This is a genomic window from Labrys sp. KB_33_2, from assembly GCF_052114505.1.
Lineage (GTDB): Bacteria > Pseudomonadota > Alphaproteobacteria > Rhizobiales > Labraceae > Labrys.
Window position 1 is genome coordinate 93,261 of sequence record NZ_JBFREW010000005.1, and the last position, 23,161, is coordinate 116,421.

At 60.5% G+C, this 23,161-nt stretch carries 27 protein-coding genes; 15 read left to right on the forward strand and 12 right to left on the reverse strand.

Going from position 1 to position 23,161, the window contains the following annotated elements; translation table 11 throughout:
- Nucleotide 1 precedes the first annotated feature (1 nt).
- The 3 genes from AB4037_RS10825 (at nt 2) to glmM (ending at nt 2,941) form a co-directional block, all read left to right on the forward strand.
- On the forward strand, nt 2-1,039 hold the full coding sequence (locus tag AB4037_RS10825; RefSeq protein ID WP_441771524.1) for a peptidoglycan -binding protein: 1,038 nt from the start codon (nt 2-4) through the stop codon (nt 1,037-1,039).
- Nucleotides 1,036-1,506 carry a GNAT family N-acetyltransferase gene (locus AB4037_RS10830; RefSeq protein WP_434959847.1) on the forward strand — a complete coding sequence of 157 codons (471 nt, stop codon included), beginning with the start codon at nt 1,036-1,038 and terminating at the stop codon, nt 1,504-1,506. The genes AB4037_RS10825 and AB4037_RS10830 overlap by 4 nt, the downstream gene beginning before the upstream one ends.
- 94 nt (nt 1,507-1,600) lie before the next feature.
- Nucleotides 1,601-2,941, forward strand: a complete 1,341-nt coding sequence (glmM, locus tag AB4037_RS10835; RefSeq protein WP_434959848.1) for a phosphoglucosamine mutase — start codon at nt 1,601-1,603, stop codon at nt 2,939-2,941.
- Nucleotides 2,942-2,981: 40 nt separating this feature from the next.
- Here the strand turns inward: glmM and AB4037_RS10840 are convergent, their stop codons facing one another.
- Together AB4037_RS10840 and AB4037_RS10845 are read right to left on the reverse strand one after the other, a co-directional pair.
- Nucleotides 2,982-4,289, reverse strand: coding sequence for an MFS transporter (locus AB4037_RS10840; RefSeq protein ID WP_441771525.1), 1,308 nt, complete (start codon nt 4,287-4,289; stop codon nt 2,982-2,984).
- A gap of 25 nt (nt 4,290-4,314) precedes the next feature.
- Nucleotides 4,315-5,373 (reverse strand): histone deacetylase family protein, encoded by a 1,059-nt coding sequence (locus AB4037_RS10845; protein WP_441771526.1) that lies wholly within the window; start codon nt 5,371-5,373, stop codon nt 4,315-4,317.
- 483 nt (nt 5,374-5,856) lie between these two features.
- Here AB4037_RS10845 and AB4037_RS10850 point away from each other — a divergent pair, with 483 nt between their 5' ends.
- A complete protein-coding gene (locus tag AB4037_RS10850; RefSeq protein WP_441771527.1) occupies nt 5,857-6,438 on the forward strand; it encodes a dienelactone hydrolase family protein in 582 nt (193 codons plus the stop codon).
- Nucleotides 6,439-6,600: 162 nt separating this feature from the next.
- On the opposite strand, the gene AB4037_RS10855 is transcribed toward AB4037_RS10850, so the two are convergent.
- Nucleotides 6,601-7,080 (reverse strand): SRPBCC family protein, encoded by a 480-nt coding sequence (locus AB4037_RS10855; RefSeq protein WP_434959851.1) that lies wholly within the window; start codon nt 7,078-7,080, stop codon nt 6,601-6,603.
- Nucleotides 7,081-7,775: 695 nt separating this feature from the next.
- Here AB4037_RS10855 and rpsU (AB4037_RS10860) point away from each other — a divergent pair.
- From rpsU (AB4037_RS10860) to AB4037_RS10890, 7 genes are all read left to right on the forward strand, one after another.
- Nucleotides 7,776-8,060 (forward strand): 30S ribosomal protein S21, encoded by a 285-nt coding sequence (gene rpsU, locus AB4037_RS10860; RefSeq protein WP_434959852.1) that lies wholly within the window; start codon nt 7,776-7,778, stop codon nt 8,058-8,060.
- Between the two features lie 704 nt (nt 8,061-8,764).
- Entirely contained in the window at nt 8,765-9,001 is a 237-nt protein-coding gene (locus AB4037_RS10865; RefSeq protein ID WP_441771528.1) for a hypothetical protein, read from the forward strand.
- A 36-nt stretch (nt 9,002-9,037) separates the two neighbouring features.
- Nucleotides 9,038-10,108 (forward strand): lysophospholipid acyltransferase family protein, encoded by a 1,071-nt coding sequence (locus AB4037_RS10870; RefSeq protein ID WP_441771529.1) that lies wholly within the window; start codon nt 9,038-9,040, stop codon nt 10,106-10,108.
- 147 nt (nt 10,109-10,255) lie between these two features.
- Complete coding sequence (locus tag AB4037_RS10875) at nt 10,256-10,741, forward strand: hypothetical protein (RefSeq protein WP_441771530.1); 486 nt, start codon at nt 10,256-10,258, stop codon at nt 10,739-10,741.
- Nucleotides 10,742-10,860: 119 nt separating this feature from the next.
- A complete protein-coding gene (rpsU, locus tag AB4037_RS10880; RefSeq protein WP_434959856.1) occupies nt 10,861-11,151 on the forward strand; it encodes a 30S ribosomal protein S21 in 291 nt (96 codons plus the stop codon).
- A 91-nt stretch (nt 11,152-11,242) separates the two neighbouring features.
- Complete coding sequence (locus AB4037_RS10885) at nt 11,243-11,596, forward strand: hypothetical protein (protein ID WP_441771531.1); 354 nt, start codon at nt 11,243-11,245, stop codon at nt 11,594-11,596.
- Nucleotides 11,577-11,834, forward strand: a complete 258-nt coding sequence (locus AB4037_RS10890; protein WP_441771532.1) for a hypothetical protein — start codon at nt 11,577-11,579, stop codon at nt 11,832-11,834. The genes AB4037_RS10885 and AB4037_RS10890 overlap by 20 nt, the downstream gene beginning before the upstream one ends.
- Before the next feature lie 236 nt (nt 11,835-12,070).
- On the opposite strand, the gene AB4037_RS10895 is transcribed toward AB4037_RS10890, so the two are convergent.
- From AB4037_RS10895 to AB4037_RS10905, 3 genes are all read right to left on the reverse strand, one after another.
- A complete protein-coding gene (locus AB4037_RS10895; protein WP_434959859.1) occupies nt 12,071-12,280 on the reverse strand; it encodes a cold-shock protein in 210 nt (69 codons plus the stop codon).
- Between the two features lie 406 nt (nt 12,281-12,686).
- Nucleotides 12,687-12,887, reverse strand: a complete 201-nt coding sequence (locus AB4037_RS10900) for a hypothetical protein (RefSeq protein ID WP_434959860.1) — start codon at nt 12,885-12,887, stop codon at nt 12,687-12,689.
- Between the two features lie 88 nt (nt 12,888-12,975).
- Entirely contained in the window at nt 12,976-13,182 is a 207-nt protein-coding gene (locus AB4037_RS10905) for a hypothetical protein (RefSeq protein ID WP_434959861.1), read from the reverse strand.
- A gap of 563 nt (nt 13,183-13,745) precedes the next feature.
- Here AB4037_RS10905 and AB4037_RS10910 point away from each other — a divergent pair.
- Nucleotides 13,746-13,994, forward strand: a complete 249-nt coding sequence (locus tag AB4037_RS10910; RefSeq protein WP_434959862.1) for a hypothetical protein — start codon at nt 13,746-13,748, stop codon at nt 13,992-13,994.
- Between the two features lie 1,152 nt (nt 13,995-15,146).
- Nucleotides 15,147-15,548, forward strand: a complete 402-nt coding sequence (locus tag AB4037_RS10915) for a hypothetical protein (RefSeq protein ID WP_441771533.1) — start codon at nt 15,147-15,149, stop codon at nt 15,546-15,548.
- 309 nt (nt 15,549-15,857) lie between these two features.
- Here AB4037_RS10915 and AB4037_RS10920 read toward each other — a convergent pair whose 3' ends face one another.
- A complete protein-coding gene (locus AB4037_RS10920) occupies nt 15,858-16,067 on the reverse strand; it encodes a cold-shock protein (RefSeq protein ID WP_149250444.1) in 210 nt (69 codons plus the stop codon).
- Nucleotides 16,068-16,353: 286 nt separating this feature from the next.
- The gene (locus AB4037_RS10925) at nt 16,354-17,166 is read right to left on the reverse strand and encodes an aminoglycoside adenylyltransferase domain-containing protein (RefSeq protein WP_441771534.1); all 813 of its coding nucleotides are present in this window, start codon (nt 17,164-17,166) and stop codon (nt 16,354-16,356) included.
- A gap of 444 nt (nt 17,167-17,610) precedes the next feature.
- Here AB4037_RS10925 and AB4037_RS10930 point away from each other — a divergent pair, with 444 nt between their 5' ends.
- Nucleotides 17,611-18,072 carry a cupin domain-containing protein gene (locus AB4037_RS10930; protein ID WP_434959865.1) on the forward strand — a complete coding sequence of 154 codons (462 nt, stop codon included), beginning with the start codon at nt 17,611-17,613 and terminating at the stop codon, nt 18,070-18,072.
- Nucleotides 18,073-18,197: 125 nt separating this feature from the next.
- On the opposite strand, the gene AB4037_RS10935 is transcribed toward AB4037_RS10930, so the two are convergent.
- From AB4037_RS10935 to AB4037_RS10950, 4 genes are all read right to left on the reverse strand, one after another.
- Entirely contained in the window at nt 18,198-18,677 is a 480-nt protein-coding gene (locus AB4037_RS10935) for a GFA family protein (RefSeq protein WP_441771535.1), read from the reverse strand.
- 141 nt (nt 18,678-18,818) lie between these two features.
- A complete protein-coding gene (locus AB4037_RS10940; RefSeq protein ID WP_441771536.1) occupies nt 18,819-19,247 on the reverse strand; it encodes a GNAT family N-acetyltransferase in 429 nt (142 codons plus the stop codon).
- A gap of 193 nt (nt 19,248-19,440) precedes the next feature.
- Entirely contained in the window at nt 19,441-20,202 is a 762-nt protein-coding gene (locus tag AB4037_RS10945; RefSeq protein ID WP_434959868.1) for an ABC transporter permease, read from the reverse strand.
- A complete protein-coding gene (locus AB4037_RS10950; protein WP_441771537.1) occupies nt 20,202-21,152 on the reverse strand; it encodes an ABC transporter ATP-binding protein in 951 nt (316 codons plus the stop codon). The genes AB4037_RS10945 and AB4037_RS10950 overlap by 1 nt, the downstream gene beginning before the upstream one ends.
- 93 nt (nt 21,153-21,245) lie before the next feature.
- Between AB4037_RS10950 and AB4037_RS10955 the strand changes: the two genes are divergently transcribed.
- Nucleotides 21,246-23,057, forward strand: a complete 1,812-nt coding sequence (locus tag AB4037_RS10955) for an amidohydrolase (RefSeq protein WP_441771538.1) — start codon at nt 21,246-21,248, stop codon at nt 23,055-23,057.
- Nucleotides 23,058-23,161: the final 104 nt, after the last annotated feature.

The window sequence follows — 23,161 nt, forward strand, 5'->3', positions numbered from 1 at the left end:
AATGCCCCTTGGACGCAGCCGCCGCCGCAGCGAGGGCATTAATTACTGGCCGGGTTTCGTCGACGCCCTGTCGACCCTGCTCCTGTCCATCATCATGATCCTGTCGATCTTCGTGCTCGGCCAGTTCTTCCTGTCCCAGGAAGTCACCGGCAAGGACGAAGCACTCAACCGGCTCAATGCCCAGATCGCGGAATTGTCGCAACTGCTCGCCCTGGAGCGCACCAACGGGCGGAGCGCCCAGGAACAGCTTTCGGTGCTCACCAGCGGTCTCGACAAGGCCAATACCGATAAGGCGCGGTTGCAGGGCCTGCTCGACGACGCTCAGAAAGACGCCGCAGCCGCCAGCGCCCAGGGTGGCCAAGTCGCGCAGATCCAGGGTGAACTCGACAGCCAGAAGCGCATTTCCGACCAGGCGATGGCACAGGTCGAACTGCTCAACCAGCAGATATCCGCCCTGCGCCGCCAGATCGCCGCGCTGGAACAGGCCCTCGATGCCTCCGAATCCAAGGACCGAGAGAGCCAGACCAAGATTGCCGATCTCGGCTCGCGCCTGAATGCGGCCCTGGCCCAGCGGGTGCAGGAACTTTCGCGCTTCCGTTCCGACTTCTTCGGCCGCCTGCGCGAAGTGCTCGGCAATCGTCCTGACGTGCGCATCGTCGGTGACCGCTTCGTCTTCCAGTCGGAAGTGTTTTTCCAGGCCGGCCAGGCCACCCTCCAGCCCGAGGGCAAAGCCGAGATGGACAAGCTGGCCGCCGCCCTCCTCGACCTGCAGGACAAGATCCCCAACGATATTCCCTGGGTGCTGCGCGTCGACGGCCATACCGACGACCGGCCGATCAACTCGCCGCAATTTCCGAGCAATTGGGAGTTGTCATCCAGCCGCGCTATCTCCGTGGTGCAGTATCTGATGTCCAAGGGTATCCCGGCACAGCGCCTGGTCGCGGCAGGTTTTGCCGAATTCCAGCCGATCGACACGGCTGGCACCGACGAGGCGCGCAAGAAGAACCGCCGCATCGAGCTGAAGCTGACCGAGCGATGAGCATCGCCGCGGTCACCCTCCGGCCGGCGGAGGCTGCCGACGAGCCGGCGCTGAGGTCCCTGTGGTGCGGGGCCTGGCAGGCGACCTATCCGGCCTTCGACTACGAGGCGCGCTGGCCGGGGCAGTGGCGCCATTGGCGAGCACTGGAAGCGGAAATTTTCGTGGCCATGCGCGACGAGGACGCCGACGACGACACGATCGTCGGCATGCTGGTTCTGGCGCCGCAGGAGGACGATGCCCTGCTGCTGGAACAGATCGCGCTGCCGCCGGCCGAGCATGGCAGCGGCATAGCCCATCTGCTGATGCTGTTTGCCAAGCAGAAGGCCCGCTCCGTCCTGCGCCTCACCGTCAACGCCTTCAACGAAAGGGCGATCCGCTTCTATGAGCGCGAGGCATTCGAACGCTGCGGCAGCGGCGTCAATCCTGGCTCCGGCCTGCCGACCTTCGACTATGAATGGCGGCGCTGAAAAGGCAGCCGGCTGTTACGGTTGAACACATTTTTTGAAGCAAATTGCCCGAAGATTCAGGCATAATCACCCCAGAAAGTTTTGGGGTTGTCGCATGAGTCGCAAATATTTTGGCACCGATGGCATTCGCGGCCGGGCCAACAGTGTCATTACGCCGGAACTGGCGATGAAGGTCGGCATGGCGGCCGGCCTTGCCTTCCAGCGCGGCGAACATCGCCACCGTGTGGTGATCGGCAAGGATACCCGACTGTCGGGCTATATGATCGAGAACGCCCTGGTGGCCGGTTTCACGGCTGTCGGCATCGACGTGATGCTGCTGGGCCCGATGCCGACGCCCGCCGTGGCGATGCTCACCAATTCACTGCGTTGCGACATCGGCGTGATGATCTCGGCCTCGCACAATCCCTATGACGACAACGGCATCAAGCTGTTCGGCCCCGACGGCTTCAAGCTGTCGGACGAGACCGAGCGCGCCATCGAGGCCTTGATCGACACTGACCTGTCGTCGCGGCTGGCCGGTTCGCGCGATCTCGGCCGCGCCCGGCGCATCGACGACGTGCGCGCCCGCTACATCGAATTCGCCAAGCGCACCTTGCCGCGCCAGCTCCGGCTCGATGGCCTCAGGGTGGTGGTCGACTGCGCCAATGGCGCCGCCTACAAGGTCGCGCCCGAGGCACTTTGGGAACTCGGGGCCGACGTCATTCCGATCGGCGTGGAGCCGGATGGCTACAACATCAACAAGGATGTCGGCTCCACCGCCCCCGAAGCGCTCTCGCACAAGGTCCGCGAGTTGCGGGCCGATATCGGCATTGCCCTCGACGGCGACGCCGATCGGGTTGCGATCGTCGACGAGAAGGGTCATGTCATCGACGGTGACCAATTGATGGCGGTGGTCGCCGCGGATTGGAAGGAAGAGGGCAGGCTCACCCAGCCCGGCATCGTCGCCACGGTGATGTCCAATCTCGGCCTGGAACGCTATCTCGGCGGGCTTGGCCTGCAACTCGAACGCACCGCGGTGGGCGATCGCTACGTGCTCGAGCGCATGCGGGCGCGGGGCTACAATGTCGGTGGCGAGCAGTCGGGTCACATCATCCTGTCGGATTTCGCTACCACCGGCGATGGTCTGGTCGCCGCCCTGCAAGTGCTGGCGGTGCTCAAGAAGGCAGATCGCCCTGTCAGCGAGGTCTGCCATCGCTTCGATCCGCTGCCGCAGATCCTCAAGAATGTGCGCACGCGTGGCGGCAAGGTGCTGGATGATCCCACGGTCGCCAAGGCGATCGAGGGCGCGCGCAAGCAGCTCGGGGATGGCGGCCGCCTGGTCATCCGTCCCTCCGGCACCGAGCCGGTCATTCGCGTCATGGCCGAAGGCGACGACCGCGTGAGTGTCGAGACCGCCGTGGACGACGTGATCGACGCCATCACCAAGGCCGCATGAATGGGAGGCGGATCTTGAGATCCGCCTCCCATTCATGGCCTCAGGATCGGACCTGCTCCTCTTCGATGGGCAGGAAGAGGCTCGACAGCAAGGTTAGCCCGGCGATCACCATGAAGAGCAGCGACAGCGGCAGCCATTGCACGCCATAGGTTTTCACCAGCCAGACCCCGACCACGGGCGTGAGGCCGCTGAAGATGGCTCCGCTCAGCGACGAGCTCAAGGAAATGCCGGTGTAGCGCAGATGCACCGGAAAGGCGCGCGTCAGGAAGGGCGCCATCACGGCATAATGGGCGGCGACGAAGAAGGTGCCGCCCAGGATGCCGATACGGATATTGCCGAGATCGCCGGTCACGATCAGCATCATCATGGGGATGGCGAAGACAAACGCGGCCGCCGACATCGCCACCAGCAGGATGCGCTCGTTGAACCGGGTGGCGATCCAGGAACCGAACGGAAAGGCGACCAGTTCGAGCACGCCAACCCAGAAAATCACGTTGAGAATGTCGGATCTGGAGATGCCGAGCGACTCGGTGGCGAAGGTCGTCATCAGCGTGGTCAGAAAGTAGAAGCCGGCAACGCCGAGCAGGCACAGGCCCATGCCGAGCAGGAGTGTGTAACGCCGCGTGCGGAAGATCTCCTTGGCTGGCACGATATCGTCCTGCGGTGCTTCCTGTAGCCGCTTGACCAGTTCCGGGCTTTCCTTGATGCCGGCGCGGATGACGAAGGCCACGATGATCAGCACCGCGCTGGCCAGGAAGGGAATGCGCCAGCCCCAGTTGAGAAAATCTTCCCGCGGCAGATCCGAGACCGTTCGAAAGGCGAGCGCCGCCAGCATCAGGCCGATCGGACTGCCATATTGCGGGGCCGAAGCAAGAAAGGTCTTCCATTTCGGCGGCGCGTGCTCGGCGGCGATCAACACCGCCCCGCCCCATTCGCCGCCGACGGCAACACCCTGGATGAGACGCAAAAGGATGAGCAGGATCGCGGCACTGATGCCTATCGAATCATAACCGGGCAGAAGACCGATCAGCACGGTTGCTCCGCCCATCAGCAACAATGTGATGATCAGCGAGTTCTTGCGCCCGACCTTGTCGCCGAAATGCCCGAACAGCAAGGCCCCGACCGGGCGAGCCACGAAGCCGATGGCGAAGGTGCCGAGCGAGGCGATGATGCCCATGTAGCGGTCTTCTGACTTGAAGAAGACGTCTCCGAACACCAGGGCAGCCGCCGTGCCGTAGACGTAGAAATCATACCACTCGATCATGGTGCCGACGAAGGCGCCGAGCGCGGCACGGATGGGCTGCCGTTCAGGCGTTTGCTGGCTCTCGGCAGTCACGGTCTGTGTCATGGCGTCACTCGCTTATTACGATGGTTCAGCGCGGCGGCCGTGATGCGCGGAAGGCCGAGACGAAGCGCGGCGCGGCTTCGGACACGGCGCTGAGCGAATAGCCGCCCTCCTGCACGATCACGATGGGAAGGGGCAGAGCACCCCAGACAGAGCCGATCGCCTCATAGGCGACCGTGGTCACCGCGAGCTTGGAGAGCGGATCCTCGCGATGCGCGTCCCAGCCGGCTGATATCACCAGCGCCTCAGCCCCGAAAGCTGCCACGGCAGCGGCCAGCGCCCGGTTGGCCTCGATGAACGCTTCATCGCCGCTACCCTCGGCCAAGGGCAAATTGAGGTTGGCGCCCTCGCCAGGCCCCTCGCCCTTCTCGTCGGCATAGCCGGTGTAATGGGGATAATAGCTCGACGGATCCGTATGGGTGGAACCGAAGAAGACATCGCCGCGGCTGTAGAAGATCGCCTGCGTACCATCGCCATGGTGGGTATCGAAGTCGATGACGGCCACACGCTGAAAGCGCGTGCGTAGCCGCTCCGCGACGACGGCAGCATTGTTGAAGAAGCAGAAGCCGGCGGCGCGATCGACATAGGCATGATGCCCCGGGGGACGGCAGAGGGCGAAGCTGTCGAAGGCACCGGCGATGAGATCGTCGGCAGCCGCCACGGCACTCTGGGCAGAGAGATAGGCGGAGGCGAAGCTATGCTCCGTCATCGCGTTGGACAGGCCGTTGATGTACCAGCCCGTCTGCCCGAGAATGCCCTTTGGGCGCGGGGCGGGACGCGGGCGGAAGGCGGCATCCGCGCCCTGATAGGGGCTGACTGCCGGCAGCACCTCGGGGCCGGCATTGGGCAGTTCCTGGAAGCGGCGATAGGCCGTCTCCAGAAAGTCGATGTAATGGCCAGCATGGACGGCCTCGATCGGCGCCCGGCCCGCATCCCTCGGCTCCTCGAGAGTCAATCCGAGCGCCGTGAGAGATCCGACCAGGGTTTGCGCGCGCTCGGGGTTCTCGAGGGCACTCCCGATTCGACCGTTGATCATATATTGGGTCGGGCGATGCGCCATCTGCCTGTCGGAAAAGAACAATTTCATCGAGCAACACTCCAGGCAGCGAATGCGAGGCCCTAAGGCATTTTCCGGAAAAGTCGGCAGGCTTTTCGGCTGAGAAAATGCGTCAGAACAGCAAGTCAGAGAAAAAGTGCGATTCGGATAAATCGCACTTTGCTCCAGTCTTGCAGAAGCTGGCGAGAACGCCACCCATGCGGGCACCAGTCCTGTGAATTGGACTGACGAAAGCAAAGCACCTGGACTTGTTGCCGCTGGCTTGGCACCCCGTTTCGCCGTACTCAATGCCAAGGAGACAGGGTTTTTCCGCCTAACCTTCAATTTGCAACATCGGCGTGGTTATACCAGCCTACATAATGTTTGACCTGCCATTCCCGGCCATATCCCCACAAGCATTGCTTGTGAGTGGCAGCGAGGGGAAGGGAATCCAGGGGCCAGTTTGCATACACAGCTCAAACATTATGCAAGCTGGTATGAGGTGCCGGTATCGCTGACAGCCGGAGATCCATGATGGCTGAGATTTTGCTGTTTCATCATGCTCAGGGGCTCACCTCGGGCGTGCAGGCGTTTGCCGAGGCGTTACGGACCGGTGGTCATCTCGTCCACACGCCGGACCTGTTTGACGGGCGTATCTTCGCCAGCATCGAGGAAGGCCTCGCTCATATCAACGAGACCGGCTTCGACGCCATGCGGGCGCGGGCCGAGCACACAGCAAACACCTTGCCGCCGGACCTCGTCTATGCCGGCTTCTCCTTCGGCGTGGTGCCGGCCCAAAGGCTTGCCCAGACCCGCCCGGGTGCACGCGGCGCCCTGCTCTTCTATTCCTGCCTGCCGATCAGCGGCGAATGGGCCTTCGGACCGTGGCCGCGTGGCGTTCCGGTGCAGATCCACGGCATGGACCGCGATCCCATCTTCGTCGGCGAGGGTGACCTCCAGGCAGCGCGCGAAATCGTGGAGACGGCGGAGGACGCAGAACTGTTCCTATATTCGGGCGACCAGCATTATTTCGCGGACAGCTCGCTGCCATCCTTCGACGCGGATGCAACCAGCCTACTCACCCGGCGCGTGCTCGAATTTCTCGGCCGCATCTAGGACAAAAAGCGTTCACATCTGAATGCTTTTTCACCCTAACATCTTGTTTCGACGCGATTTTGCGATTCCGTGCGGCTCCATCAGAGCCGCAAAACGTGTTGGAGCAAAGCGCATTCCTTTGAGAAAGCGCTTTGCTCCGGACTCGGTCGATCAGATCCCAGCTCAGCGCATCAGCAATTGTTCGCTTTCGGTGATGGCTTCACCGACATTGGGCTGCCCCCTGCCGGTGGCGATCAGATCACGCAAGCTGCCATTGATGTAGGTGTGCCAGCCGTCAGAGCAGGCATCGTAGCATTCATAGTCCGGCACCAGTCCCAGATGGGTGAAGGTGACCTCGGTCTGGTCCCCCTTCCTGGCGATCTCGAAGACGATGTCGGTCCCTTTCCACTCGGATCTGTCCTGCGTGAAGCTGAAATAATTGTCGAGCACACGCCAGACGACCTTGCGGTTCGGTATCATCTCGCGCAGCTGGATCTCGCAGCGATGGAGGTCTTGGAAGTGATATTTGAACTTCTCCCCGACCCGCGCTGTCCGGCCCTCGATCTCTTCCGACCACCAGCCGCGTACATCATTGATGGCGGCGAAAGCCTGGGCCGGCGTCTGGTCGACCGTGAAACTGGTGGTGTAGCTGCTATCCGTCATGGCTGCCTCCCGTTGTCTGGTTCACTGCCGGGATTGTAGGAAGGCCAAGCGCACGGCGTGAGTTACAAGCATGGCGGGATTCGGAGCGTTCGAGATTGCCTCCCTCCTGGCCCCATGCTCAATTCAACGAGGTCGAAACGGCCGGGTCCATCTCCAAAGCACGGATCAATCCAGGAACGCCGGCCGGCAAGTATCCCTGGCCATGCAGCTATCGGGTTCCGAATTCGGCACCCTGCATGCGGCTATCCGATCCTAGCTATCCCGGGGTGAATGGTGTACAACCATCGGAAGATGGAGCGAAATCAGCGTATGAGACGCTGCCCTAGTTGAGACATGCTCCACAATCGGCGGATTGACCAAAGCTCTTACGGCATCGTGCCTGCAAGCTGCGATTTTTCCAGAAAACTGCAGCTCTTCTCCCGGCTTTGTCACGGCGCGCCGTGGGACGGGTTAAGTCCGTGGTGGGCAATTTGAAAGGTGCCTGCCTCCTCCAGAGCAAAGCGCGTTCAAACGTGAATGCTTATTTGCTCTAGCACCTTGTTCCGACGCGTTTTTGCGATTCTTGGTGTTTCCAAGAAACCACAAAACGCTTCAGCTCCGGCCGATCAGAGCATTTGATTGGTGCAAGACGGTTACGATTCATCTTTGGGCCGGCGCCGCGTTCGGCCCTTTTGTTTTTGGTATTTGGAGATTTTATGCTGATACTCGTTCGTGAGAACAACATTGAGCAGGCGCTCAAGGCTCTCAAGCGCAAATTGGCACGCGAAGGCGTCCTTCGTGAACTGAAGCTGCGCAGAGCTTATGAAAAGCCGTCCGAGCGCAAGGTGCGCGAGAAGGCGGAAGCTATTCGTCGCGCCCGTAAGCTCGCTCGCAAGCAAGCTCAGCGCGAGGGCCTGCTGCCCGCGCCCAAGCCCAAGGTTCCGTCGAGAGGACGGGGAGCCCTGCCGAGAAGCGCCCCCCCGATTGCCGCCAAGACGTGATTATCGCCTGGCCAGCGTCCTTCGGTGCGCCCGAGGCTCGCGGAATTTGTGACACGGCGAGCGCCGTCCCGACACCTCCAATGCATCCAAGGAGGAGTGATTGACGAAGCATACGTTTCAGGTCGGCGATATCGTCATCCTTCATTCGTCTATCTCAAGACACGAAGAAGGAACATATCAAGTAACCCGACAAATGCCCTCGGACGGCCCCGAGCCCGCCTATAGGCTCAAGGGTGTGGCGGATTCCCGCGAAAGGGTGGCTCAGGAACACGAACTGCGCGCTTCCAGGCAAGGCATCAGCCCTGTAGCGGACTCACCCGAGAGTACTCTGCGTCCCAGTCGTACCAGACCGACGCGCCGGCAGACTTGAGATAGTCACACGGGGGGACGCAGGCCCCCGGGTGATTGCCCTTGCCGGCTGCAAACCATTGGGCATCTGGCCGCCTTTCGATGAAGAAGGAGAGACAGCTTGCCCAAAGGCGTCACTCCCGTGGAACGGATCCGTCGGGCGAGGTGTCGTTATCACGGGATCCCCGACAATGCCGCCGCCTTTGAGGGCAAGCCCCCTGTGAGAGTCCCATCGAGGCCAGGCTCACCACATGTTGAGGGTCTTTCGCGAGGGCGATCAGATCAGCGACGACCTTGTTGTAACCAGACGGATCGTTCTGCACTGAGGTAGCGGTGCCGGTTCGCGAAAGGTGGCTATGACGAAAACCAAGAGTTCCCACCTGGCGTGGGAGGAAAAATACGCGGCTCTCACAGCAGCCGCGCAGGAGATCATCGATCGCGAAGTCTCGGACCGCGACAAGAAGACCGCGCATCTGAGAGAGCTCAGACTCGCGCAAGAAGCAAAAATAACGGAAGACGGCCAAAGTCACGATAAGCCGGCTGGCTCTGCCGCCAAGCCTCGTCGCGTGCAGCGGGCCAAGACCCAGCGTTAGGTTCGGTGATGTGTGCCCCCAATGGCGGTAGCGGCGATGGATCTCGCCGGATGCTGGCAAAAACATATGTCGGACGCGAATGCCGGTATCGACCGGCGGGCGACTCCCTCCATCTCGCACGCCCAACGCCCTGGTACCCGCTTCTCGTACATCGCCGTGACATTTGGTCGAGCCAGTGGCTTCATTGCGATGATGCCCAACTTGTTGGATATATCTAACGTGATCCCGTCGGAAACAGGGCGCAGCTGGCGAAACAGCAAACACGCCGCCGAATATCTCCTGTTGCGCGGCCTCGTCGGCCTTCTGCACATCCTGCCGCTCGACTTCGGCTCCTGGGCCATGGGTTCCATGTGGCGCCTGGCCGCGCCACGATTACGCCGCCACGAACGCGCATTGCAGCATCTGGCTGCGGCCTATCCTGCAAAGAATGCCACCGAAATCGATGCACTGGCGCGCACGATGTGGATGCATCTGGGGCGGACTTTTGCCGAAAGCCTGATGGTGGATCGCATCGTCAAGGCAGGGCGGATCGAGGACGCGAGCGGTCCGCTGATCGAAGCGGTGAAAGCCACCGGCAAGGGCGTCGTTTTCGTCTCGCTCCATACCGGAAATTGGGAACTCGTCGTTATTCCGACGGTGACAAGCGGCATCAAGGTTGCCGGCGTCTACCAGCGCATGAAGAATCCGAAGGTCGATGACTACGTCGCACTCGTGCGCCGAGACCGCTATCCGCGCGGACTCTTCGTCAAGGGTGCGAATGTCGGCAAGAAACTGCTGCGCATCGTGCGCAGCGGCGGCGCTATCGCATTGCTGGCTGATTTGCGCGACCGCAACGGGCTCTCCGTCCCGTTTTTCGACCGGCCAGCTCCCTCCACCACCTTTCCTGCCCTGCTTGCCCGAGGCAGCGATGCCCTGCTGGTCGCGGCCCGAGTCATCCGGACGCGCGGCGTGCGCTTTCGGATCGAGGCCGAGATCCTCGATGTGCCCCACACCGACGATCGAAATGCCGATGTCGACGCGGCAACACATCAGACTCACCGGCTCTTCGAAAAATGGGTGCGCGAATATCCCGAACAATGGATGTGGGCCCACCGCCGGTGGGGATAGCGGCCATGCATCGAGAACGATTATGACCGGTATTAGGATACGGCCTTACTCAATGTCTCCAAGACGGCATCAAACTTAGCCTCCAGAGATTTCGTCGTAATTTCAAATATATAATGACAAATCTGAAACCTGATGATAGTTTGAGATATGTCAAAACTAGATTTTTTTGTTCCTTCTGAGCTTTTTGTAAAATCAAAATCTGCCGGATGGACTCGAAATTCTCTAAAATATCGACGGTTTGACAGCCTCGCCTCGGCCGTAAAATTTGCTATGGACGAGTATGGAGCCAATCTTAACGGGACCTCCATTCATACGAATACGTGCGAATATACAGGTTCCGCCATTCGCTCTCTGTATGAGAACGAAGACTATCCGCTCGAGGGAAGGTATGCCGTCCTAGGTGGCGCCAAAGGCGGCGCGCCTTCGGCTTCTCGAAACCCGCAAGCGACAAGCCATAAGTTCAACATCGGCGACACCGTCATCTATTTGCGTCCGGGCTTGGTGGGTCAGAGCGGCTATTACGAAGTCGTCAAGGTCCTTCCCGTCGAACATGCGGAACCAGCCTATCGCATCAAGAGCAAAAGCGACCAGCATGTGCGTGCTGTCAAAGAGCGTGAAATAACGCCCGCGTGACGGCTCGATTCCAGTCGGCCGATTGAGATCGGTTCGATTCCAAAAAATATCGGCCTTTTGGAGCAACAGACCACGTTCGGGATGGCTCCCATTTTACCAACCGAAAAGGAGACGACTCATTGCAAGTGCTCGTGCGGGACAACAATGTCGAACAGGCCTTACGCGTATTGAAAAAGAAGCTGCAGCGAGAAGGTCTCTTCCGCGAGATGAAGCGCCGCAGGGCCTATGAGAAGCCTTCAGAAAGAAAAACCCGGGAAAAGGCCGAGGCGGTGCGCCGTGCCCGTAAACTCGCGCGCAAACAAGCCCAGCGCGAGGGACTTCTCCCGCGTCCCAAGCAACAGGAAAATGCCGCCAAGCGCAACGGTCCAGGGCGCGCGCCTCTTCCGGTGAGCCCCGCCAAGGTTTTGTGACATCTTCGAGATCTCCCCTTGCGATGAACCGATTCGTCGTCGCAAGGGGACATTGCGCATTCATCGGATCGTCTGGACGCGCGAAGCAAGGATGGCTATTCCACGTTCCACTCTGGGGCGTCGGGCCGGAAGGCGGACGCCGGTTTTCGGCAAAAACGATGCGATAACAACAAGACGCCGCATCAATGCCGCTTCCGAAGCCGGGTCTGATGCTGTCGAGCAAAACGCTCAAGGGAATGCGATGGCGAAGCCTGTTGACCCTATCGAGCGTGTTTGCCGTGCCCTCTGCCGCCATCACGGCCAGTTGAAAGACTCGTCATTTGACGGCAAGCCAATATGGGAATCCTATCGTGACGAAGCGATGGCGATCTTGTGGGCGCTGAAGGATGGAGACTGGTTGCCGAACGGACTCGTGGTGAGGAAAGATGATCGCCACTCGATCTAATGGCCTTGCCCGCGCAATGACACGGGCGCGCATGGATCCGCCGTGGCTTGCCAAGCGAGTCGGTGTCGATCCGGCCGTTCTTGAAGCCTGGATCAAGGGGCACGAACCGATACCGCGCGAGATGGCGGTAAGGCTCTCGGCTAAGCTCAAGACGACCGTCGCCGACATTCTGTTTGGCGTCGACTATGACCAAACCAGTAACGGCAGCGGATGGCAAATGAGGCGCCGAGGACGTTGACGGATATTTTGCCCGGCGGACGCAAAAAAGGCCGGGCGCGAACCCGACCTCCTTCGAGCGTCTCGGCAGACTATGCCAGTATATCCGTGGTCAAAGACTGCAGGCGCTGCAGCAAAGTGCGTTCATGATCGAACGCCTGTTTGCTCTAACTCTTTGTTTCCAAGCCAATCCATGGGATTGGCTGGAGCATCTTTGCGATTCTTGGCATCACCGCCAAATCGCAAAACGCTTTAATTCTATACGGTCTGCAGATTCTCGGCAGAGGCCTTACCGCTACGGCTATCCGTGACGACGTCAAAGCTGACTTTCTGGCCTTCGCGAAGTTCAGACATGCCGGCTCGCTCGACAGCGCTCACGTGGACGAAGACGTCCCGGTTGCCATCTTCAAGAGCGATGAAGCCATATCCCTTCTGGGAGTTGTACCACTTGACGATACCTGTGTTCACGACGATTTCCTTTCAATCGACATAGATAAACCTGCCCATTGATATCAATGGGCGCTACATTTCTACCGAAATTGTCAGGGGGAATCGTCAAAGGCGATTTAAAGATCGCCCGGTAATTCATCAGCAAGATCGATACTTCTCTATATATCTTAAACATGTTCGAAACAAGGTGGCCGTGAGTTTAATTTCTATTGGAGAAATGATTGAAGGAATTGTCGTCATTCTTGGCTTTAGGTCGCCCCGCTCGGCGCTCATTTGCGCCTGTGGAAGCCCCGGCTGCCCCCTGCCCGGCCTCGCTGCCTTCTTTCCGGAGCACCGTGCGATTTCTCCCAATCGCGCTTTTCCGCCAACTTCCTGTTTTGCCTAATGTCTTAAGTCAAAAATCGATCAGCTTTCCTGGAAACTACTATCGCTTGTCCTCGATACGGTTACGTGGAAAGACAATCAGGTCACTGGTAACGCCATAAGACAAAAAGCGACCTCGGTGGTCATAGACAGGCACTGCCCGGGCTCCTGCGCATTGCCCGCGCTCGGCCCAATAGGCATTGATCGTCGTAGCCTGACGTTCTGCTTCGTCCAGCGACGAGCCCTGGTCGATATTGCTCACGATAAGGTCCCCCTGCGGCGCAGATCCTGGGCCGGGCAGGTTGTACTGAAATATGATGCTCGCATTCGCTTCCACTTGCGAAAAAATTTCACCGCCGTGGCGCTGACCCAGCCTGATGTGCGGCTTTCATCGCATCTCTAATTTGCTCAAACCGTAAATTTGACAGGATTTCTTCAACAACCAGGCGATGATCATCCAACACATCCGCGGCCGGAAGTCCTGTAAAATGGATGATGCTTTCCCCTCGCTCGGAGTCATCCATCCGATCGATGGTTTTATTGCCTTTGATAGTCATGTCGCGCCTCAAACGATTCCGTTGCAGGCGAGAGGATTGAGGCCGCTCCGCCATCGACGCCTGTTGGGTAGGCCTGTGTCGATGATGTCTGACATAATGCGCTTCTTGGCGTCATTCCCCTAGTCAATTTTACATGACATAGGCTGCACGCATCTAGGAGATCTTGCACTTCAGATTGAGAAATCCGTGATCCGATCGGCCCCTCAAGAAGTGACGTCTATAAATATAATGGTAGGCCCATCGCCCAAAAGCTGCTACAGTTCTTGGCGAATGATACCTCTCGACAATTTGATCTCTCAGATCGTGACCTCTGATCGTTACGCCTGTGATCAACATTGAAGTTTGCATATTTTTGTACGCTGCCATTTTCGCCGTTCAATTCATGCAGCGATCACCCTTTATTACGTGATCGACCTCTCGGCGACATTCAAGCGACAGCCCCTATTCTTGCAAGCATGGATTGATGCCCTTCTCCCTTGAGGAGTGGCTGGCTCTCTCCGTTACATCCTGTTCTGTATCTCGCTGGCCGAGACGAGCGGTCGCCAAACTGCTGGAGGATCGAAATGTCGAACGACAATGTGCATTTCAATGCCGAGGAGTTCGAGCGGGAACAGAATCAGGGCTATCTGGACGGATGGCAAGCCGGCGGTAAACAGCCGACGCGTTCACTGAAACATCGAAGCGCCAGCTATCGATATGGCTGGTCTAATGGAAACGATGACCGCCTCGGCAAGGCGAGAGTGTCCGGCGAGTTGAAACTCATGCACGCCAATGCCGTGCTTGCAGTCGACATGGCCTGGAGTGCCACATGACTGCTGGGCCCTTTGGAGATCAAAAGCTGAATGGACCCGGCGCCACGGTCGGCGTTTCCAGGCGGATTCTTCGATGCGAGGCTGAGATTGAGCCGCTCTATCTCTTCTTGGTGAAAGCCGCGACCGAAGTCGGGTGGAGCGTGCCGAGATTGCGATTGCCGTCACCCGCCTCGCGGATCTCTCGCTCATCGGCAGGGAGCCCCAACGTTGCAGGCGACGCAATGATCGAGCATTGAACTCCGGTCACCCGTTTCTCGTTTCACATGTTGCAGGGCTGGGAGCGAGTCTGCCATGCCCTCCAGGACTCTCGGATATATGGATCAGACATGGTCAAGATCGCATTCTCCGAAAGCCTCGCGAGGGGAATTGATGTCCTCACGGAAGGAGGCAAACGCCATGAGTGAAGACAAAGGGCGACCGAATGAATGGGCTGCCAATCATGAGGCAATAGATACGGCAGCCCGATTCAGGATTGATACGGACGCGCTCACCCGCGACGAACAGATAGCCAGACTCAAAGCCCTGCGGCTGGCGCGCGAAGCCTCTCAGCCCAAGGTAGGCGCCGTGGTCAAACCGTTACGATCCAGCAAGAAGCCAAGACGGGCAAGGACCCAACCGCACAGGGGCTGAACATCGCGCCGAAAAGTGGGCGCCGGTTTTCGGAAAAAAACGATGCGGCAACAGTAACCCATGGCATCGGTCAGACTTGAGCGTCCAAACCCGCACAGATTTGAGCGCAGGCGGCCACCTCGGAGGCCGATAGGGCAACCGGGGCTCTTTCGACTACGCTGACCGAGGTCCAAGCCGGCGCGACGACGGATCCCCGTTGCCGGAGCTCCGCAGGATCCCGGCCGATGTTCGTTTGGCATTGTAAACGGAAGGAACGCAACAAAGGCGCCGGTCTCGCACGAAAGGGAGCTCCGACCAGAGGCTCAGTGGTTCGCATCGCCCCTGGCCGGTTCCCACCGGGAGAGAGCGAATCCCTGCAACCAGCGCAGGACATCTATCAGATATGCAACTGCGTGTACGATAAATTGGGCTCCTGATTAAGGGCCGCCGGATCACGTCCCGGCAGGCCCGTTTGTTGCGGCCGGCCCCCTCAGGCCAATGGATATAGGCGGCACTTATGAGGCACCCGGCTTGTAGGCGGGCATGAAAACCGCACGTGCAGGCCCAGTGCCGACAAGACCTTTCCATGCCGTCTCGTCAGTGAGACGGCAACACACTAAGCTGATCGGCCGTCTTCATGGCGTTCAGTTCGCGCTGCCGAGCCGTCCGCTCAAATGGCTCTCCGAGACTCTTGATCCTATAAACCGGCTCCAAGCCGTCGGCAGGCAGAAGCCGGATGATTTCATAGGCCTTGTCCTGCTCGCAGACAGGAGCAAGCCTCAAGGTGACGAAATCGCCAATCCCAAAAACATGTATGCCCATCCTCTGCCCTATGATTCGATCGTGTTCTGGAATGGGTGTGGCACTGCCGCCGCCATTCTCCCGTGGATCGGATTTCAGCGTTCAACGAAGCAGATCTGGAAGACGAAAATGCTTGAGCTTTGATGGAGGCAGGCTTGCGGACGAGCTTGAGGCTCGCCGCATCGTATCTGCCCTTGTTGCAGAATTTTCATCCGATCGGCACTCCCCGTCGCGAATGTCGATGAGCGAAAGCCTCACACGGAAGTCCCGGCATCATGAGCCGTCGTTGAAGACGACCATGCCACCGAACGTCCGCGGCGTCCCCTAGAGCAATGCACATTCATGGCTGAACGCTTGTTGCTCTAGCTCCTTGTTCCCAAGCCAATCCGTTTGATCGGCTTGGGCGTCTTTGCGATTGGAGGCGTTTCCGTCTCATCGCGAAACGCTTCGGGGTCAGCCCACCCTGAGGTCGCCGGCCGATGATTTGCCGGTCTTGCGGTCACGAACCAGTTCGAAGCTGATCTTCTGACCTTCAGCCAGCTCGCGCAGACCAGCGCGCTCCACAGCGCTCACATGCACGAAAACGTCGGGTGTTCCGTCGTCCGGCTGGATAAATCCATATCCCTTGGTGGAGTTGAACCACTTAACAGTACCTGTGCTCATATCGTGCCCTTTTTGAACTCCCTTCGCACCTTCCAGGTGGAGGACTATGCCAAGTCACGTCGGTGGAAGGCTGGCTTGATTCAAGGGCTTATTGGCCACTGAAGATCGAGGTCACCGGCCAAAATCGACGGTTTTAGTGTGCGCCGAGCGCCGGAGTCCGTCAAGCCGCAAGTAACGCGCATAAGTAACTCGCCGCAAGTAACCGCCGGGATCGCTGCCTTGGAATAGGCAGTCTCGATGCAGCCCGTGATCGATCCGCGGTTCCGGCCTATATCCCCTTTGTCGCTCAGGCCACATGGGTGGACTGCATATAGTCGCGAAAAGCGATGAGTGGCTCGCGGTGCCAGGGGCCGCCCGACAATTGCCTTTCGCGCTGTGTCCGCGGCCAATCGGAGGCCCGGTAGGCGGCAAGAGCCTGGGCGACCACAGCCCCGTGTCCCCCCGGCAAATGCGTCAGGGCCCATTCGCCAGCTTCCTCCTTCCCCGGCACGATGTGATCCGCGGCCTCAGCCATCATCGCCCAGCGGCAGAGATTGAGAATGCCGTAATAGGGCGAGGCGAGGATATTCTCCCCCTCCAGGATCCAGGCGATGTCGCCCCATACCGAGGCCAGATAGTCGGCCCATGAGAGGTCGCCGATCGCCTCCGAGGGAGGTGGGCCATGCAGGCCGACGCCGCGATATTTAGCGACGGTCAGATGCGCGATCAGATCTTCGTCGGTCGGCGGCCTGCCGCCGGACCACGATTGCGGTGCGGTGGTGGTCTCGCTGAAATGCACCAGATAGGGCAAGGGATGTCGCGGTGATCTGGCGTCATCAGCCCGTATCACGCTGACCTCGAGGCCGCCGACATAGGGCCTGCGGCGATGGAGGCGTTCGAAAACGGCATGCAGCAGGCCGGCCTCGTCAACCGTCAGATCTTCCACCAAGACGAGAAGATCCACGTCGCTCTTGGGCATGCGGAAACTGCCCGTGGCCAGCGAACCGTGCAGGATGATGGCCGAGAGCCTGTCTGCCAGCGCGCCCCTCAGCGCAGCGACGACTTCATCGAGATAGGAACGCAGCGTCTCCTCGACATCCTTCGAACTCGAACAGGACATGTCCCGCAATGACCTCCCTGTCTCGCCGCCGATGGTATCGACTGGCTTGAGAAATTGATCAAAAAGCCGCGGAGACCTCGACTTTTGCCACCATCGGGTTTGTCCCACACCGAACAAGTTGTCCGGTGTAAATCCAGAGCTGCCCTCTCGACGCGCAGTGGTGCCTGAATGCTCGGGTCGAAACCCGGGCATGGCAAAATGAGGCTTTTCTTGGCTCCGGTGGCAACTTTTCGATCAGGTTCTGAGGCGAGTCTGTATAGGCGTTTGCACTGATTCTTGGCGATGAGCTGGATTCCCTTAGTCCCCTCCGAACCGCCCGGCCCGGCGCCCTTGGCGGGGCGTCGGGTCGAAACGGGCTCACCCTTGTTTCCCAAGCCGGAAGGGACATGATCATCGCTCTTCCGCCGTCGCCGCCCAGACTGTCATGACAACCGGGAGCCTGCCATGCCCAAGATCGACCTCGTCGCCGTCCCCGAGCACCAAGGCTCGGGCTACCCGCCACCCTTCGATGCTCCTTGCGCCGAACGGGTGCGGCAACGCCTCGGCGATGCCGGCCGCCTCCAGGATTTCGGCATCAATCTCATGCGTCTGCCGCCGGGGAACTGGTCGAGCCAACGTCACTGGCATACGGCCGAGGACGAATTCGTCTATGTGCTGCAAGGCGAGTTGATACTCGTCGAGGATGGCGGCGAAACGATCCTGCGCGCCGGCGATTGCGCCGCCTTTCCCAAGGACTCCGGCAACGGCCATCACATGATCAACAGATCCGGTGCCATGGCGGTCTATCTCGAAATCGGTTCACGCTCGCCTGCCGACGTGATCTATTGCTCCGACATCGACATGATGAGCCCGAGTTCCGACGGTCGCTTCCTGCACAAGGACGGCACGCCCTATTCCAAGGCCTGACCCGTCGGACCATTCCCGGGAGGGCGAACAGGATGGCCGGCGGCCGTCATTCGGACCCGTGCAAAGCCGGGCCCTGAGGTACGATAGGCGGACGCGGGCTCCGCGAGCCGGCTCTGGCGGCCGTTTCAGCCGTCCGAATCAGGCTGTCCTGCCTGCGCGTGTGACGATGCAACCTGCTCGGCAAATTCCGCCATCAGAGGCTGATACATCTCCGGCGGCGGATATTCAGCATAGCTGTGGCGGGCTGACGTCGATGCCCATGCGAGCTTCTCGGCCGTACAGGTTTCGATGAAGGGCTCGGTCCACACCGCCTCGGCCAGCATGGTCGGGCGGATGTTGACGAAGAAGTCCAGGTCCTCAGGCCTGGTGAACAGCCAGCTCTTGCAATGCGGACAGAAATAATGTCGTGACGGGCCGTGGAGTCCGCCGATCACCGGCTCCCCGCGGGTCACGCGAAACCCTTCCGTGGGAATTGCCGCACTCAGCGAAAAGGCGCTGCCGGTCATCTTCTGACAGCCGCGGCAATGACACGCCATCGTCATTAGGGGCGGCGCGGTGACCTCGAACTGGACCTGCTCGCAGCGACAGCTTCCGATCATGTGCATCGTTTGGCTCCGTGTGGGTATTCCCGGAAGGTCTCAAATTTGAGACCACCTTGCCACGTCATGGTTACGACGGTTGGCCATCCTGCTACTGCGCCAATGGGGGAATGTCGAGGACGGGAGCTCACGGCAACCCAGGCTTCGTCACCTAGCAGATTCTACGTCGCTGCTGCCTTTCGCATCGGCCTCTCCCAGCCAAGCCTCGAACAGCGTGACGATGGAATCATGATAGCGGACGTCGGGACCGGCTTCGAGCCCGAGCCTGCGGGCGATCCTGATAGAAGCGGCATTCTCCGGCGCGATGATCGCCGTCACCCTCCGGCCCGGATGCACGTCACGCGCCCAGTCGAAGGCCGCCCGGCTGGCCTCCAAGGCGATGCCCCGGCCATGGGCGTGGGAGGCGAACACCCAGCCCGCTTCCAGCGAGCCCACCAGGCTCGGCTCGATGTCGCGCATGGCGTCCTGGAAGCCGGTCATGCCGAGATAGCGGCCACTCGCCTTCTCGATCACCGAGAAATAACCGAAGCCGAAGAAGTGCCAGGTACCGTGGGCCTGCAGAAAGCGCTGCCACATCTCCTCCCGGCTTGCGCTTCTTGCCCGAGATGTGCCTGTAGACTTCCGGCTCGGCCCACATGGCGGCATGGGGCTCGAAATCGTCGAGAACGGGCTTGCGCAAGAGCAGGCGCGGCGTCTCAATCATCGTAAAATCTCGCTCTTCTATGAAATCACCCTGTGACGCCACTGCCGACCGGCGCCCGAAAACCCGTCAAACCTTGATCCGCCACCCGGTACGGAAGATCACCGCGATCGCGACCAGGCACAGCAGCATGAAGACCAGCGTCATGCCGAGGCTGAGCCCGAAGTCGACATCCGAGACACCGTAGAAACTCCAGCGAAAACCGCTGACGAGATAAAGAACCGGATTGGAATGGCTGACCCCCTGCCAGAAGTCAGGCAGCATCTTGATCGAATAGAAGCTGCCGCCCAGAAAGGTCAGAGGCGTGATGATCAGGGTCGGCACGATCTGCAGCTTTTCCCAGCCATCCGCCCAGATGCCGATGAGAAAGCCGAACAGGCTGAAGGTCACCGAAGTCAGCACCAGAAAGGCCAGCATCCAGAACGGGTGCTGGATGGAATAATGCGAAAAGGGCCAGGCGGTGATCAGGATGATGCAGCCCAGCAGGATGGATTTGGATGCCGCCGCGCCGACATAGCCGATGACGATCTCCACCACCGAGACCGGGGCCGACAGCACCTCGTAAATGGTGCCGATGAATTTCGGCATGTAGATGCCGAAGGAGGCGTTGGAAATGCTCTCGGTCAGGATCGCCAGCATGACCAGGCCGGGCACGATGAAGGCGCCGTAATTCACGCCGCCCACCGTGGGCATGTGGCTGCCGATGGCCGAGCCGAACACGATGAAATAGAGCGAGGTCGAGATCACCGGCGAGGCGATCGACTGCAGAAGCGTGCGGAAGGTGCGCGACATCTCGAAGACGTAGATCGCGCGAATGGCGTGAATGTTCATCAGTGCGCCCCCACCAGGCTGACGAAGATGTCCTCGAGCGAGGACTGGCTGGTCTGCAGGTCCTTGAAGCCGATGCCGGCTTCGCCGACGTCGTGGAGCAGGCGCGAGAGCACTTCCGGATCGTCCTTGGCATCGAAGGTGTAGATGAGCTGGTTGCCATTGTCGGCGATATCGAGGCGATAGGCGGCGAGATCAGCCGGCACCGCATCGAGAGGCTGCTGCAGGCTGAGGGTGAGCTGCTTCTTGCCGAGCTTGCGCATCAGCTCGGCCTTGTCCTCCACCAGGATGATCTCGCCCTTGTTGATCACGCCGATGCGATCGGCCATCTCCTCGGCTTCCTCGATATAGTGGGTGGTGAGGATGATGGTCACGCCGTTCTCGCGCAGCCCGCGCACCATCTCCCACATGTCACGGCGCAGCTCGACGTCGACGCCCGCCGTCGGCTCGTCGAGGAAGAGGATGGTCGGCTCGTGCGAGAGCGCCTTGGCGATCATCACGCGGCGCTTCATCCCGCCCGACAATGCCATGATCTTGCTGTCTTTCTTCTCCCACAACGAGAGGTCACGCAGGATCTTTTCCAGGAAGGCGGGGTTGGGTGGCTTGCCGAACAGGCCGCGCGAGAAATTCACCGTCGCCCACACCGTCTCGAAGGCATCGGTCGACAGTTCCTGCGGCACCAGGCCGATCTTGGTGCGGGCGGCCCTGTAATCTCTGACGATGTCGTACCCGTCGGCACGGATCGTGCCGCCCGAGGGATTGACGATACCGCAGATGATCGAGATCAGCGTGGTCTTGCCCGCCCCGTTCGGGCCGAGCAAAGCGAAGATCTCGCCGCGGCGCAGGTCGAGATCGATCCTTTTCAGGGCCTGGAAGCCGGACTTGTAGGTCTTGCTGACGCCGGACACCGCGACGATGACGTCCGCAGCGGACGGTGAATTGTTGGCTTTCATGAGTGCCTCCCTGCGGGGAAATGGCGCCTTTCCAAACCAAGCGCAACCATGTTTCTTGAAAGATAGTGCGGAGTGGGAGGGGTCTTAGGGGGAATGAAGATGGTTAGCCATGGCCTGAAGGCAGGCTTGTTCGGCGCGGCTTTCACCGCGATTTCAGTGTTCGGCTCAGCGGGCGCCCGCGCCGAGGGGAGCGCCCCTGCCGACACGGTTTATCTCAACGGCACGATCTATACGGCGGACAACAAGGACAGCGTGGCCGGGGCCCTGGCCGTGCGCGAAGGGCGCATCGTCTTCGTGGGCAGCGGCGGGGATGCCAAGCCCCATATCGGCCCACAGACCAAGGTGATCGATCTCGGCGGGCGCATGGCCATGCCCGGCCTGATCGACGGCCACATGCATCCCCTCGGCGGCGGCAAGAGCCTGACGGGCTGCAATCTCGCCTATGCCGCCCTCACGCTGGAGCAGACCCTGGCGGCCATCCAGGCCTGCCTCGACCAGGAGACCAAAGCGGGAGACGATGACTTCCTGATCGTCAACAACTGGTTCCGCCAGAAGATGCTGCCCGCAGGCACCGACATGGCCCACGGCGAGCTCGACAAGCTCAAGACCAAGCGTCCCATCCTGGTGATCAATTTCGACTATCACTCCAAGCTCGCCAACAGCCGGGCCCTGTCGCTCGCCAAGGTTAGCAAGGACACGCCGGATCCCAAGGACGGCAAGATCGTCCGTGACGCCGCCGGCGAGCCGACGGGCATGCTGGAGGATGGCGGCGACGCACTGGTGATGGCGGCGATGCCCAAGCTCTCGCCCGAACAGGAGGCGGAGCAGAATCTCGCTTTCGGGCGCACCGCCCTCGACGCCCTGCGCAAGGGTGGCATCACCAGCTTCCTCGAAGCGGCGGCCGAGCCGGGTGAGATGAACGCCTGGGCCACCTTGCAAAAGCGGGGCGAACTGACCGCGCGTGCCCATCTGGCCCCGAAAATTGCTACCGATACCGACCAGACGGCCGAAGCCCTGGTCAAGACCGTCAGCGACTACGCGGCTCGCTTCGATCAAGGACCGCTGCGGCCAGAACCGGGTATCACGCTGCGCAACGCCAAGATCTTCATGGACGGCGTCATCCAGGCGCCGGCGCAGACGGGCTATACGTTGGCTCCCTACTTCGTCAACAAGGGCAACGCCGACAAGCCGGACTGGCAGCCGGGCACGGTGAGCGGTTCGCTCTATGTCGCGCCCGACCGCCTCTCGCCTTTGCTGATCGGCCTCGCCGAGGCGGGAATCGATCCCCATCTGCATACCGATGGCGATGGCGCCGTCCATGTCACGCTCAATGCGATCGAGGCGATGCGCGCCAAGGTGCCCGGCAAGGACATCCGGCCGGCGCTGGCGCATAACGAAATGGTCGACCCGGCGGACCTGCCGCGTTTCGCCAAGCTCGGCGCCATTCCCGTCCTCTCCTTCCAATGGGGTGCGGCTTCGCCCGACCAGGTGGCCTCGATCAAGGAACAGGCCGGGCCGAAGCGCCTGCCCTTCGTCGAACCCTATGGGCAGATCTACAAGGCGGGCGCCCGCGTCGCCTTCGGCAGCGACTGGCCGGTCGATCCGCTCAACGAATGGTATGCCTTCCAGATCGCCGTCACCCGCAGCGACCCCAGCAATCCGGGCCGGCTCAATGCCGATCCCGGCCTGACCATCGGCCAGGCGCTCAGGGCGGCCACCATCGACGCCGCCTATGAGCTGCATCAGGACGAGGTCACCGGCTCGCTGGAGCCGGGCAAGTTCGCCGATTTGATCGTGCTCGACCGCAATCCGCTCAAGATCGCGCCGGAGGAGGTCTCCAAGACCAAGGTGCTGCTGACGGTGGTCGGCGGCAAGGAAGTTCATCGGGCAGAGGAGTTCAAATAGGCGGCGGTCGTGGCGGATTAGCCAGGCAGCTCCCGCAGGGAATGGTGCCATTCTCTCCCGCACATGGGAAAGAATGGCACCGACCTTGCCGAATGGCGAAGCAT